At 39.0% G+C, this 13649-nt stretch carries 10 protein-coding genes and 2 pseudogenes; 5 read left to right on the forward strand and 7 right to left on the reverse strand.

Annotated elements, in window-relative coordinates:
- Both ACEW80_RS16685 and ACEW80_RS16690 read right to left on the reverse strand, forming a co-directional pair.
- On the reverse strand, window positions 1–281 hold a 281-nt coding region (locus tag ACEW80_RS16685), incomplete at its 3' end, for a DUF3611 family protein (protein WP_373527666.1).
- Between the two features lie 501 nt (window positions 282–782).
- A complete protein-coding gene (locus tag ACEW80_RS16690) occupies window positions 783–1154 on the reverse strand; it encodes a response regulator (RefSeq protein ID WP_373527667.1) in 372 nt (123 codons plus the stop codon).
- A gap of 201 nt (window positions 1155–1355) precedes the next feature.
- Between ACEW80_RS16690 and ACEW80_RS16695 the strand changes: the two genes are divergently transcribed.
- The 4 genes from ACEW80_RS16695 (at window position 1356) to ACEW80_RS16710 (ending at window position 7149) form a co-directional block, all read left to right on the forward strand.
- Window positions 1356–3425: an ATP-binding protein gene (locus ACEW80_RS16695; RefSeq protein ID WP_373527668.1), complete on the forward strand. Its 2070-nt coding sequence runs from the start codon at window positions 1356–1358 to the stop codon at window positions 3423–3425.
- Between the two features lie 217 nt (window positions 3426–3642).
- Window positions 3643–4266 carry a hypothetical protein gene (locus ACEW80_RS16700; RefSeq protein WP_373527669.1) on the forward strand — a complete coding sequence of 208 codons (624 nt, stop codon included), beginning with the start codon at window positions 3643–3645 and terminating at the stop codon, window positions 4264–4266.
- A 511-nt stretch (window positions 4267–4777) separates the two neighbouring features.
- The gene (locus tag ACEW80_RS16705; protein ID WP_373527670.1) at window positions 4778–6610 is read left to right on the forward strand and encodes a response regulator; all 1833 of its coding nucleotides are present in this window, start codon (window positions 4778–4780) and stop codon (window positions 6608–6610) included.
- Between the two features lie 47 nt (window positions 6611–6657).
- Window positions 6658–7149, forward strand: a complete 492-nt coding sequence (locus ACEW80_RS16710; RefSeq protein WP_373527675.1) for an AI-2E family transporter — start codon at window positions 6658–6660, stop codon at window positions 7147–7149.
- Here the strand turns inward: ACEW80_RS16710 and ACEW80_RS16715 are convergent.
- Window positions 7146–9167 (reverse strand): serine hydrolase, encoded by a 2022-nt coding sequence (locus ACEW80_RS16715; RefSeq protein ID WP_373527671.1) that lies wholly within the window; start codon window positions 9165–9167, stop codon window positions 7146–7148. The two genes, ACEW80_RS16710 and ACEW80_RS16715, sit on opposite strands and share 4 nt — an antisense overlap.
- Before the next feature lie 59 nt (window positions 9168–9226).
- On the reverse strand, window positions 9227–9388 hold the full coding sequence (locus ACEW80_RS16720) for a hypothetical protein (protein WP_373527672.1): 162 nt from the start codon (window positions 9386–9388) through the stop codon (window positions 9227–9229).
- Between the two features lie 199 nt (window positions 9389–9587).
- Here ACEW80_RS16720 and ACEW80_RS16725 point away from each other — a divergent pair.
- A pseudogene (locus ACEW80_RS16725) lies at window positions 9588–10685 on the forward strand (AI-2E family transporter).
- Window positions 10686–10717: 32 nt separating this feature from the next.
- Here ACEW80_RS16725 and ACEW80_RS16730 read toward each other — a convergent pair.
- From ACEW80_RS16730 to ACEW80_RS16740, 3 genes and pseudogenes are all read right to left on the reverse strand, one after another.
- A complete protein-coding gene (locus ACEW80_RS16730; protein WP_373527673.1) occupies window positions 10718–11941 on the reverse strand; it encodes an HhoA/HhoB/HtrA family serine endopeptidase in 1224 nt (407 codons plus the stop codon).
- Window positions 11942–11973: 32 nt separating this feature from the next.
- A complete protein-coding gene (locus ACEW80_RS16735) occupies window positions 11974–12573 on the reverse strand; it encodes a hypothetical protein (RefSeq protein ID WP_373527674.1) in 600 nt (199 codons plus the stop codon).
- Window positions 12574–12616: 43 nt separating this feature from the next.
- Window positions 12617–13510 (reverse strand): annotated as a pseudogene (locus ACEW80_RS16740) (DUF2254 domain-containing protein); the annotation flags it as partial.
- Window positions 13511–13649 lie beyond the last annotated feature (139 nt).

Below are 13649 nucleotides of genomic sequence, written 5' to 3' on the forward strand. Positions count from 1 at the left end.
GTTTGTAAAAGTTTAGCCATTTTTCGATAACGCAAAGCCCAATAGACTCGAAAGCACAGCAATAAAATACCAACAATAGCCAAAAATATCCCAAACCCTATACCTGCATTGCTTGTCTGAGTAGTAATGTTACGGCTAAAGTACGCTAGCAATACAGCAATGCCAGAAACACCACCAAGTACTAATTGTACCCAAAAACTAATTCGACTTACTAAACGCAATGTAGCAGCAAATTTTTGTTTGCTTGGTGGATGTGAAAGTGATTCTAAATTATTTATCATATATACTATACCCCCTCAGTAGATGATTTAAGTAAATATACGAAATTGGACTTTAATTTCATGTTTTATATAAAACTCACCAATTAATGTATTTACTTTTTGGAATATTAGGTTTTCTCCTTGGAAATAATTTATCTGAAATTCACAACTAATATTCAGTTAATTAAACTTAGGGAGTAAAAGTGGAAAACTAGTGGAGAATATGTATTTTTGGGCAAAATTACGACTTAAGAAAAAGGCTACTAAAACTATAGATAGACCTTTTTTCCAAGCAAATCTACCCTAAATTAGAGATGCTACTACCGCAAGGCGGAAGTCAAAAGTCAAAAAGCTTAGAAGACAGGCTTTTGAACGATTTGAAATAGTTGCTTTATTTACGCCGCGCTGTAATACACTAATCCTATCTCTGGTATCCAAGTTTTCACAAATCATTTAAGACTGCTATAGTATTACTTAATTCATGAATAGCTGAATTGGAAACACCAGATTTTGTAATATACTTTAGCTCAAGGCTGCTGCTACTTGAACAGCTAGTTTATGAGGATTAAATGGTTTACTAATTATGCCTTTGACACCTAGATTACTGAATAGACGTTCGTTATTATTACGTCCTCTAGCTGTAAGCAAAATCACAGGTATATGTTTAGTTGTTTGATTAGCCTGTAGTTTTTGAAAAGTTGTCAAACCATCCATATCAGGCATCATTATGTCCAAAAGGATAGCATCGGGTTGAGATGACTGAGCTAAGATTAATCCTTGATTACCTGAAGTAGCAGTCAACACCTCCCAGCCCCCCATTATTTCTAGACAAGTCTGAATCAATTGACGGATGTCATCTTCATCATCAATAACTAAGATTTGCTTAGAGGTCATCGTTATTATCTTCCTGTTTTAAATTATTATTACTTAGTGCTTTAATTCTTCCAATGTAATGAGGGGCATTGTTCAAAACTAGCATCCTCTTAAGATTAATTTTTAATGGTAAAACTTGAAAGTGGAAAACTAGGGTAGAAGTTTAATAAACAGATAGCATAACCAGAAGTAATAGACCAAAAGTAATAGAAAATGTGGAGATTGACACGATGGGCTTTGCCCCGCCTTCCCTACGGAACGCTCCGCGAACGGCGATTCTCGCAACTAAAAGGCTATAGCATTGCATTCTTAACGGTTTTACTAGCTTTACTGCTGACACTGCTTCTATGGCAGCTACACAGGCTGAATTCTATTTACCCACTGTTTTTAGCTGCTGTCATGGTTAGTTCCTGGTATGGTGGTTTCAACCCAGGGCTGTTCGCAACTTTTTTGTCTGCTATGGTTTGTGCCTACTTCCTCTTGCCCCCTTTTTATTCTCTGGCTGTTAGTGGGTTCAGTGCAGTGGGGTTGCTTCAGTTTGTGCTAGTAGCATTGTTGATTAGCTTACTTAACACTGCACTACGTGAGGCGCGATCGCAAGCTCAGAAAAACGCGCGAGCCGCCCAGCAAAATTACGACTCTCTACGTCAAATTCAAGACACTCTGCGCCAAAGCGAAGAACGTTATCGATTGCTAATAGAAGGAGTAACTAATTACGCAATTTTTATGTTAGATCCAAACGGTAACTTTACCAGTTGGAACATTGGAGCCGAGCGTATTTTAGGCTATCAAGAAGCAGAAATTATTGGCCAACCTTTTGAGCGAATTTTTTCACCAGATGCAATTAAGCAGGGACAACCACAACAAGTATTAACAAAAGCCGTAACTGAGGGTTTTTCTAAGGAAAATCGTTGGCATCTCCGTAAGGACGGTAATTTTTTCTGGGCGCATTGTGTAATCACTCCTTTACGAGATGAAAATGGGAATCTGCGCGGCTTCTCTAAAATTATGCAAGATATTACTGAGCGCAAACAAGCCGAGGAAGAAAAAGAGCAACTGCTGCTACGAGAACAAGCCGCACGCGCTGTTAGCGAAGCGGCACAAAGTGCAGCAGAAGCTGCAAACCGTTCCAAAGACGAGTTTTTAGCAATAGTTTCCCATGAATTACGTACCCCTATGACTGCAATTATCGGTTGGGCTGGGATGTTGCAAACGGGTGCGCTAGATGAAGCTAAAGTAACTCTTGCATTGGAGATAATTGAACGCAATGCTAATTTGCAAATGCAGCTTATTGAAGACTTACTTGATATTTCGCGGATTGTTAGAGGAGAACTCTCACTCTCCATTGATTTGGTAGATTTAGTAAAAGTAATTACAGCCGCGATCGAGGTTGTACAATCGCTGGCAGATGCTAAGAGTATTCAAATTGAAACTATACTTGATACTTCAATAGAAAAAATTTCGGGTGATTCAGATCGCTTGCAACAAGTTGTGTTAAATCTACTCACTAATGCAATTAAATTTACACCCAACGAAGGACGAATTAAGGTGCAGTTGTCAAAGGAAGTGGGGAGTGGGGAAGAATTTTCCCAAACCTCAATTTTTAACTATGTTCAAATTCAAGTCAGTGATACGGGTAAGGGTATCAGTGCTGACTTTCTACCTCATGTATTTGAGCGCTTTTGCCAAGCAGATAGTAGTCATACTCGGTCAAATAAAGGACTAGGTTTAGGGCTAGCGATCGCTCGTCATGTGGTAGAACTGCATGGTGGCACAATCCAAGCCCAAAGCCAAGGAATAGGGCAAGGTGCAACATTTACAGTCAAATTGCCCATTTTAGAAGAAAGCAGAGGAGAAAGTCTTTCCTCCTCATCTCCCCCATCTCCCCCATCCCCCAATCCCCTTACCAACTTGCGAGTGCTGGTTGTAGATGACGAGGCAGATGTGCGGCAGTGGATTACCGTAGTACTCGAAGAGTGTGGAGCAAAAGTTAGTACTTTTAGCTCTACAGAACAAGGACTTAAAGCACTAGAAGAATTACATCCAGATGTGTTAATCAGCGACATTGGGATGCCAGGCGAGGATGGCTACGCGCTGATGCGTAAAATCAGAGAAATTGAAGCAGAACGAGGTGGGCGGATTCCTGCTGTTGCACTGACGGGGTATGCCAGGGTAGAAGATTACAAAGAGGCATTAGCAGCAGGGTTTCAATTACATGTTGCCAAACCAGTTAGAGCAGCTGAGTTAATTGCCGTTGTTGCCAGCCTGGGTAAAATGTCTGGTAAACTCTGAGAAATTTTGCAAATATTGCTCAGATCCACAAGTTTTCCACTTTTTCTAGATAACTTCAAAAATGTAATTCAGGCGAGAAATGGTGTTATCCATGCAGTTAATGAAGTTGCCTGAGTTCAGCTTGAATCAGTTAGGAAAGCAACAGCAATTTAGTTGCATATTAGATTGCTTTTCGATGCCTGATTTCTTCATGCAAAATTATTTGGAAAATTGAAAAATGAATAGTACATGGTTACAGCGATTTTCTGCGTTGTTTATTTCCTCCACAATCACAATGCTTGGAAGTGGATTATCTGCTCAAGCACAAATACCAAATCCTGGTAAAATTTCAACAACAGCAGCTGATTTAGTTCCCCAGCCAACACAACCTGCTTCTAAAACTTCTGCTGAGGTAGCGCAAGTAGATGTTAATCCAGGTCGAACTACTCGTGGTGGCTCCAGCTATATTGGAGTTGCTGGCAACATTGGTTTAGGCGGTGATTCAGCTTTAAGTGAAGGTGGTTTTATGGTGATCAGCAAAATTGGGCTGACGCGTACTTTATCTGTACGACCATCTGTAGTGATTGAGGACGATCCTGTTGTTCTGCTTCCTCTCACCTATGACTTTAACTTTCGGACAGCAGATGCTTTTGAAGATACATTCGCTCTAGCACCATACATTGGGGCTGGCATAGCGATTGAAACTAGTGATGATGCAGACGTTGGCTTGCTTTTATCTGGTGGCGTAGATGTTCCTTTGAGTACTAACCTTACGGCAACAGCAGGAGTAAATGCGGCGTTTTTAGATGAAACAGATGTAGGACTGATGATCGGAGTTGGTTACAACTTTAGTGGGTTGTAAAAAAGACTGTAATACCCATTTGGAAAATGATTGCGATAGATATTTTTTTGAATTGCTGACTGAGACGCGATCGCACCCTAACAAAATCAATGGTATATCACTGGTGCGGCTGTTAGCCTAACGACGTTCAACGTAATCATACCGTAGCTATTCGTAACTAGATGAACAAAAATATTTAGAGTCATTGCGAGCGATCGCAATGACATTGTGTAATTAATTCGGTTTACTTAATTCTTGAGGTAAATAACTGCTCAACCATCGTTTGTTCGTCATCTTTTCGCTCTAGTCTATATCAGTATTGCTCTGTTAATGCTACATTACTACCAGGTTTTCTACTGTCCTGACTTGTAACAGCCCCAAGTAAATGTTTTGTCAAAATAGATTAGACGTAGCGAATCTGTTGCTTAAACCTTGCCTTTGATAGATGCCATATAAAACTGAAAAGGGCATAACCTAAGTTAGAGAAATTTGATTACAGCACTCAGGGTTGCTTCTAAAAGCAAACATTTTCATGAGAATTCTGTTGGTTGAAGACGATGATTTGCTTGCTCAAGCTGTAGCAAGATATCTTACCAAACAAAATTATGTGGTTGATATTGCAACTGATGGTGAAGCCGGTTGGGAATTGGTGCATGTCTGTAACTATGACCTAATTTTGTTAGATATTGTTCTGCCAAAGCTAGATGGCATAAGTCTTTGTCGGCAATTACGCCAGTCAGGTTATCAAATGCTGATTCTTCTTTTAACGGCAAAAGAGACTAAAACTGATAAAGTTATCGGTTTAGATGCCGGAGCAGATGATTATGTAGTCAAACCATTTGATTTTCAAGAGTTATCAGCTCGGATTCGTGCTTTACTACGTCGGGGAAATACTTCTTTACCTCCAGTTTTGGAATGGGGAGCCTTGCGTCTTGATCCTAGTACTTGTGAAGTGACTTATGCGGACATTTCTCTAAATTTAACAGCAAAAGAATTTAGCCTTTTAGACCTTTTTTTACGCAACAACCAGCGCATCTTTAGCCGGAGTGCAATTGTAGATCAACTTTGGAGCGCTGAAAAAGATCCACCTGAAGAAAATACGATTAAATCTCATATCAAAAGTTTACGGCAGAAACTAAAAGCAGCAGGTGCTAACTATGATTTTATAGAAACTGTCTATGGAATGGGTTATCGTTTAAAAGCTCTAGATCATGAGCAAAGCTCTCCGAAATCTGAGCCGGAAATAGATTTAAAACAGCAGCAAATTCTATTAACAGCAATTGCTCAAGAACGGGAAAATTTCAAAGCTAAGGTTGGTTCGCGCATTGCAGTATTGAAACTAGCAGCTAATGCTTTAAGAAAAGGTAAGCTTGACGCTCAGTTGCGGCAAAAAGCAGAGCAAGAAGCTCACAAACTAGCTGGCTCTTTGGGTAGTTTTGGCTTTTCAAAAGGTTCGTTATTAGCCAATGAGATAGAAGATTTATTTCAAACTCAAAAAATTATTAGCCAAGCTAAATGTTTTTATTTAGATAAGCTCTTGATGGAGTTGCAACGGGAGTTAGAAAAAAGCCCAGTTGAACAAACCCAAAATCTACTATTAGTAATTAGCAATGATCAACAAGTAGTTGAGGAATTGATAAAGGAGGCTGAGAATCAGGAAATACAAATTAAAGTTGCTACAAATATCGCCACTGCCAGAAGTATAATCCCATCTTTAAATCCCGATGTAGTGCTACTTGATCTTGATCTTGAGAAAGATAGTTTGAAGTTAATAACAGAATTATCCCAGCGATCGCCTACGGTAGGCGAAACGCTAACGCCACAAATACCTGTGTTAGTTTTTACAGAGCGAAATAATTTTAGCGATGCCTGCGGCGGGCTTCGCCTACGCCTTGAGGTTGCACGATCTGGCGGACGTGCTTTTTTGCAAAAATTCATGTCTCCTAGCCAAATTTTGGAGTCAGTGATTCAAGTTTTACAGCAAACTCATATTACAGAAGCGAGAGTAATGGTTGTAGACGATGATGCACAGGCGTTAACTGTTATACAACAAACCCTAGAACCATTAGGACTGACTCTAAAAACTCTTGAAGATCCACGCTACTTCTGGGATACTCTGACAGAATTTTCTCCAGACTTGCTAATTTTAGATGTGGAAATGCCTCATATTAATGGCATTGAACTTTGTCAGGTAGTACGTAACGATCCGTACTGGAAATTTTTACCAGTACTGTTTCTAGTTGATAATTTATCAGCAGATCTTGTTGAGCAAATATTTGCGATCGGTGCTGATGATTGTGTAAGAAAAACTGCTAAAAACTCGCAACTAATTACTCGTATATTTAACCGTCTAAAGCGAACATAACTATTTATAAATATAGTTTTAGTCAAGAAAAATACTCAAACATATGAATAAACCCGCACAACAGCCAACTAAAAAAACTTTGCGATCGCTTTGCAACAGCTATCCAAAAAAACTTCATTGGTTTCTTACGAGGTCAACTACTAATCTCATTGATTCTTAGTATTGCCACTTTTTTGGTTTTCGCATTTTTTCATATCCCATTCCCGTTTCTACTAGCTATCACTGTGGGACTTTTTGACCTGATTCCCGGTATCGGAGCTACACTAGGAGTTAGTTTAGTTTCTCTAATTGTATTGGTACAAAGTGGTTGGTTTCTTAGTATAAAAGTATTAATTTTTTGTATAGTTTTACAACAAATCCAAGATAATTTGATTGCACCTCGTGTAATGCAAAGTACAGTTCATTTAAATCACTTAGTAGTATTTTTTGCGCTTTTAGTTGGGACACAAATAGCTGGTTTATTAGGGGTATTTATTTCTATACCCATTGCTGGAGTTATTGTGAGCTTGTTAGATATTGAGGAATTGCAAGCTGATTAAAATTGAAACCCTAATAAATTCCAGTAAGCTAACAAGGGAATAAAAATTAATCCAGCTAGAGTAATCAAAGAGTAGTGTAATCGCTTAATAAAAGACCAGCTATTATTTACCCAAGCTAATCCAGTAAACAAAGTTAGTACAAGTGCTAGAACGGTAGTTATTAATGGTAGGCAAAGTAATGCCACTACAATGCCAGGTACACCATACACAAGTTTCCATACACCTATAAGCCACAGCGACAAAGGCAAGCCAATCAAGAACAGTAAATTGAGAGTACCGACAATACCAGCTACTACCCAAGTAATGCTCAACTTTTGCTCAACTACAAAAGACTTTCCTTTTAAGCGACGTATTAGAGGAACTATCAAACCAACAATAGAGGCTGACAGAAAAACAATTGCACAAAAGCCAATAATTCCTAACTGTAGCCAAATAGTTTCATACCACGAGATCCGCTCATAAGCTCCTATTTTAGACCAAAGCGGATTAAAGGCAAATGCAATATTCCCCCTGCTGTCTTCTCCAAAAGCAGTAAATGCATCATCTTCAACTCGCTTAAATAACAGTGGTTCTACAGGAACTAATGTGTGCTTTGGAACACTCCCTAAAAAGAACAAACCAGGGGTACTAATTGTTAAAGTACCGTTTTCGCCTTTTTTGATATTAATATGTTTAAACGGTGCAGTTACCTTACCAAAAGTGTCGCGGGGATACTCTAAATCACGGTAAGTACCAGTTAAACGATTAAGTTGCTCCTCGGTAAGAGCAAGAGGTTTAACAGGTGTAGATTTATTGGTAACAGGAAAATAGCGGTCTAGAAACTGAGTTAGGAATTTGCCAGCCACCCCACTAAAACTATTAGTAGCAATAAAAATGCCAATATTTTGCTCAGGCATTAAAGTCAGGGAGCTAGAATAACCCCGCAAACTTCCCAAATGTCCAATCACCCGAATATTGTTTTCCAAACGCTCACGAAAACTGTAGCCAGTACCTGGCAATTTGGGATGATGGGTGAAATGCTGCTTATGCATCAACTGCACAGTATCTTGTTCCAAAATGCGGGAGTTTTCGTAGCGGCCGTATTGTAGATGGGCAATCATAAAATTAGCCATATCTGTAGCTGTCGAACTCATGGACGCAGCTGGAGCAATATTTAAATATAGATATGGAACAGCTTTGAACTTACCATTTTGATACTGATAACCCACAGCCAAATCATCAGCTAAAAACGGCGGAGGTGGCTGGAGAAATGTACTCCGTCCCATATTCAACGGCTGCAAAATATTTTTATCAATGTATTCAATAAAGGGGATACCGGAAACTTTTTCTACCAAATATCCTAATAAAGCTGTGCTATGGCTGGAATAGCTATAGAGTTTACCGGGCTGCCAAACAACAGGTGGCATATACTGATTTAGATAATCTCCCAATGGCTTCATTTGTTCTGCGGTACGAGCTGCCAGACCAATTCGCCGCTTCGTCGTACCGTCAGTGTGTGTCATCAACTGAGCAACTTTAGCTGGTTCAGGATAAGGATTTTCTAACTGGAAACTGGTGAGATATTTATTAATATCAGCATCCAAATCAAGCTTTCCCTGCTCGTACAACTGCATTGCTGCTGTAGCTGTAAATAACTTGGAAAGGGAAGCTACGCGAAACAAAGTTTTATCTATGACAACTGGTATGTTTTTTTCTACGTTCGCGTAACCATAGCCCTTAGCAAAAAATAGTTTCCCATCTTTAACCACAGAAATGGTTGCACCAGGAATATGAGACTTTGATATTTCTTCATTGATGATTTTATCTACAAAGCCTTCAAATTCCTGGGAATTGCTTAATCCCGGCGCAGTAGGAGATGTTATTACAGGCTGCTTTGGTTCAGTTGGTTGCTGCTGTTGAGGTTCTGAAAGCGAGAATTTGGGTACATTTACATCTCTAGCCAAGCTAGGTAAGCTGGACATCGAAAAAAAGAGGATGCCTATCATTACCCAACAAATGAACTTAATTGGTTTATACATAATGCAAATTTCCTAACCTACTACTTATATAAGTTTTAGCTGCTGAGGTTCCTACTGTATTACTTCAATAATCCCTGTTCAGGCTTTTCAATACTTTCAGGGCTTTCTTGAAATTGTTTGCTCAAGTTAAAGAATATTGAGCCAATCACGAAGATAGCTAAACTGACAAAAATCAATACCAAGGCACGTATCAAGATATTACTGGGGCGGGGTTTTTGCATTTTTATGAGTACAGCCTTCAAGGGTTGCTTATTTCAGATTAGTCTCTTATAAAACACCTAAATTCTGTCGCAAGATGGATATATCGTTGGTCTTAAAAACATCAGTCTTTTAGTGGCTTTTTAAATATAGTGATACAGCTATTTTGAAGTAATTAAACTCAGAAAAATAGCTGTAAATAACAAAAACTGGGGGCTGCTTGTGCGATTCGGACAATTAATCGGGTTTCTCGCTCTTGTTACATCTCTTTACATTTTGTGGCAAATTCGGCAAATACTTTTGGTGGTATTTGCAGCCGTAGTTTTAGCTACAGTTCTAAATCAATTAGTGAGCTTTTTCCAAAGATTTCGCATTCAGCGAGGTATTGCAGTTGCCATATCAATTATTCTCTTATTGGTGGTTTTGGTCGGTTTTTTTGCACTGATTGTGCCGCGTGTTATTGATCAATTGCAACAATTTGGTAATATTATGCCTATAGGACTAGAACGGTTGCGATCGTGGAACAACTGGTTACAAAATGTAATTCCCGATCAACTATTAGAAAATATTCGGGGACTTAGGTATCTGACTCAAGGTTTACAAGATTGGTTAAATCGGCTAATAAACAACTTTTTTGGCTTGGTCAGTAGCTCGCTTTCTATTATTTTAGGTTTGCTGCTTTTTGTAGCTCTTACCATCATGTTATTAGCCAATCCCTCGCCCTATCGGCAGGGATTTATAATGCTATTCCCTGCTTTTTATCGTCGACGAGTTGATGACATTCTAAATAAGTGTGCAGTCTCGTTGACTGGCTGGATAAAAGGCACGCTCCTGACTATGTTGGTCATTGCAACATTGAGCTATATTGGACTGTTGATTTTAGGAATACCATTGCCATTAGTTAATGCTATTTTGGCAGGATTATTAGAATTTATCCCAAATGTTGGGCCAACCTTGAGTGTGATTCCGCCTGCACTGCTAGCATTAAATGAAGAACCTTGGAAAATCGCCGCCGTTATAGCTTTGTACTTTGGAATTCAGCAGGTTGAAAGTCTAGTTATACTGCCTTTAGTGATGAAAAGCCAAGCATCTCTTTTGCCAGCAGTTACTTTAGTATCAGTGGTGTTTTTTGGCAGCTTTTTCGGATTTTTGGGTGTATTTCTCGCTGTTCCATTAGTAATTGTGTTTCAAACATAGATAAAAGAAGTTTTAGTCGAGGATGTACTCAACAACTGGCAAGAAAATAAAAAAGATAATCAAGAACAAGAAGTATCATCTGTGGTAAATGGCAAGTCTGAATCATCTGTTGAAAAAAATTGAAAAGTCAGGTAGGTATTACCTACCTGACAAACTTATGACTGGATATTATTTGGAGATGGCAGTGGTTCAGGTTGTACTGTAAATTGTAAGTTTTGTGCATTGCGTAAGACTTGGATTTGTAAGTTATTTAAGCCATTCTTTTCGAGAATCTGCTGAACTCCTTCAGATGTGGTAACGGGTTGATTGTTGATTGTTTGAATAACATCTCCTTGGCGCAATCCGATTCTGGCAGCAGGAGAATTAGGGACAACGCGAACAATCAGAATTCCTTGGTCTGCTGAAATGCGGATGTTACTGTTGGGATAATTATTGATTCTTTGCTTGACTTCTGGCGTTAGTGTCAGCATCTGAAGACCTAAGTAAGGATATTCTACTTTGCCTTGAGTAATTAATTGCTGGGCAATTCTTTGAGCTGTGTCTATAGGAATAGCAAAGCCAATGCCTTCAGCACCCTGAATAATTGCAGTGTTAACGCCTATCACTTGACCGCGAGCGTTTAAGAGTGGCCCACCTGAATTTCCGGGGTTAATTGCTGCGTCGGTTTGAATATAACTACTAGGTCTGGTAGAAAGATTTAAGGAACGGTTAATCGCACTAATAACACCTACTGTTACTGTTTGTTGTAAACCCAAAGGATTACCGATCGCAACTGCCCACTGTCCTGGTCTTAAAGAATCGGGATTTGCTATTTCCACTGCTGGTAAGTTATTACCAGGAATTTGCACAACTGCAACATCGCTCACCGTATCTTGTCCTAGCACTTTGCCCTCAACAGTACGACCGTCAGAAAATGATACCGTCACCGTATCTGCATTGTTAACAACGTGAGCATTGGTGAGAATTCGCCCATTGGGATCGATGATAAAACCAGAGCCGACACCTCGCACCACTCGCTCTTGAGGCTGTGTTGGTAAGGTTTCACCAAAAAAGCGTCTAAAGAATGGGTCATTGAATGCATCAGGTAACTGTGGTACTTCACTTCTGATAGTTTGGGAAGTATTAATTTGAACTACAGCCGGTTCTACTTTTTCGACAACTTCAACCACAAAATTGTTGTCCTCATCAGTTGGTGTTAGAGGGCGCGAACTTTGATTCTGTGTCTCCTTAACTGTAGGAGAAGGAACAATTGAAGGACGAACTTTTCCAGAAAAATCTGTTGAACAACTACTCAAAAATCCTGCCATTATCCCAACAACAGGTAGCAGCAGATGAGTTGTTAATTTCCGAATAATAAACTTATTTTTTGATGTCTTCATAGTTTTTTCTCAACGAGCAAAGATTGTTTAATTTAAATGTATGTCTCAGTTTCTGACTTGGTTAAATTTGTATTACCACTTATCCAATCTCGTAACGCCCAAAGACTAATTAAAGCTGCTAATCCAGCGCCGAGAGTATCCATAACTAAATCAATAATGGTGTCATCCAAGCTTTCAATCACTTGAGTATTAAGAATTTTACCAGCAGACCATTCTGTGATTTCCCATAAAGCACCAATAGCAATTCCAAAACTGGTAATTGTAACTAGATACAAAATTGTATGATTCCGAAATATATTCAGCATTGAACCATAGACTAAAAAACTAAGGGCTAGAGTAATTGCAGAAGTCGTATAAGCATGAACAATCTCGTCATAAAGACCCGGCATACCAAATAAATTCCATACCCAACCAATAGCATTGAGCAATGCAGCCAACACAAACAAAAAATCAAACAAGGTGGGTAATTTATCATCTCGAATGACAAACACAAAGGATATAACAAGAAACAATGCAAGACCCAAGGCATTAGACCACTTAGCTTGAACTGCTGCGACTATGACAAAAATTGTTAGTAAAGCTTGTCCTATCCATGCGATAATTCGATAACCTTTCCAATTCAGACTTTTCATACTTATTACCTCAAAATATTAATTTCAAACGCCATTGTTCTGATTAATCCCAATCTTTAGTATTGTCATAATTATTTAAGTTTTTAATGGACTGATAATAACTCTCTTCCACATCTTTGTAGTCTTGTTCTTGTGAGAGTCCCTCACGGCTATCTTGTAAAATCATGTCAGCATGATGGCGCAGGCTTGCTTGATATTTAGAATTGTTGGTGTAAGTAGCAATTGCAGCTATAGCTTCTAACAAACGAATAGTTACTCCTGCATCCGACTTTCCATACTGGCGAATTTGGTTAAAAGCACGATCAACCAATCCTTGAAAATCGACTCCCTCGGCAATGAAGCGCAATTTTTTATTTTTATCGTAGCGGTAGGGCGAAGGGAAATCTCTTTGAACTAAGTGGCACAGTCCTGCGCTAATTCGGTCAATACAGCGAATTGCAGTAAATGGATCATTTATTGCAGGGGAAATGGCACGCAGAGCAATTTCTACTAATTGATCAATTGGAAACTCTACATCCTGTTGCTCTGTAAGTTCTTTGCCCAAAATAAAAGCATCATTGATTAGTTTGGTAAGTTTTTTATTTACTTTTTTTCCAGGAAAAACCAATGCTAAATCGCTACCTTGAATTAGAAATTTTCCCGGTCTAACCTTAAGGCGTATTAGCAAATTATGTTTACAAGCAATTTTCATCAATTCTTCGTCATCAACTGCTTGTAAATAACCAGTGCCATTAGCTCGAATCGGTAAAGCCTCTTTCTCAAAAGACATCGGAATTTCTTCAATTCCAAGTCTATCTTCTGGTTCACCATGCCCAATTCTTTCTGGAAATAGCCGCTTAATTGCTGAATGTAAATCCTCACTAACATTTTCGATTACGTGAGATGCCTGAATTATGGTTGAAGCATGATGGATAAAATAAATCAAAACACTAATGCTCTATACTTTTGCAGAAATTGACCCAGAAATTAAATTCCTGAGCTAAGTATCAAAAAGTTGCAACTGGTGGTCTAGGCGGCTAAACGAAGAATTTGATCTAGCTCACGTGAGCGTGGCGTCAAGTCCCCTTCAGGAGCGG

Source organism: Nostoc sp. (assembly GCF_041747015.1).
Taxonomy (GTDB): Bacteria; Cyanobacteriota; Cyanobacteriia; order Cyanobacteriales; family Nostocaceae; genus Nostoc.

Coding starts and splice junctions, on each gene's coding strand:
- ACEW80_RS16690 (WP_373527667.1), bottom strand. CDS start 1,154: ATGACCTCTAAGCAAATCTTAGTTATTGATGATGAAGATGACATCCGT.
- ACEW80_RS16735 (WP_373527674.1), bottom strand. CDS start 12,573: ATGAAAAGTCTGAATTGGAAAGGTTATCGAATTATCGCATGGATAGGA.
- ACEW80_RS16700 (WP_373527669.1), top strand. CDS start 3,643: ATGAATAGTACATGGTTACAGCGATTTTCTGCGTTGTTTATTTCCTCC.
- ACEW80_RS16705 (WP_373527670.1), top strand. CDS start 4,778: ATGAGAATTCTGTTGGTTGAAGACGATGATTTGCTTGCTCAAGCTGTA.
- ACEW80_RS16715 (WP_373527671.1), bottom strand. CDS start 9,167: ATGTATAAACCAATTAAGTTCATTTGTTGGGTAATGATAGGCATCCTC.
- ACEW80_RS16720 (WP_373527672.1), bottom strand. CDS start 9,388: ATGCAAAAACCCCGCCCCAGTAATATCTTGATACGTGCCTTGGTATTG.
- ACEW80_RS16730 (WP_373527673.1), bottom strand. CDS start 11,941: ATGAAGACATCAAAAAATAAGTTTATTATTCGGAAATTAACAACTCAT.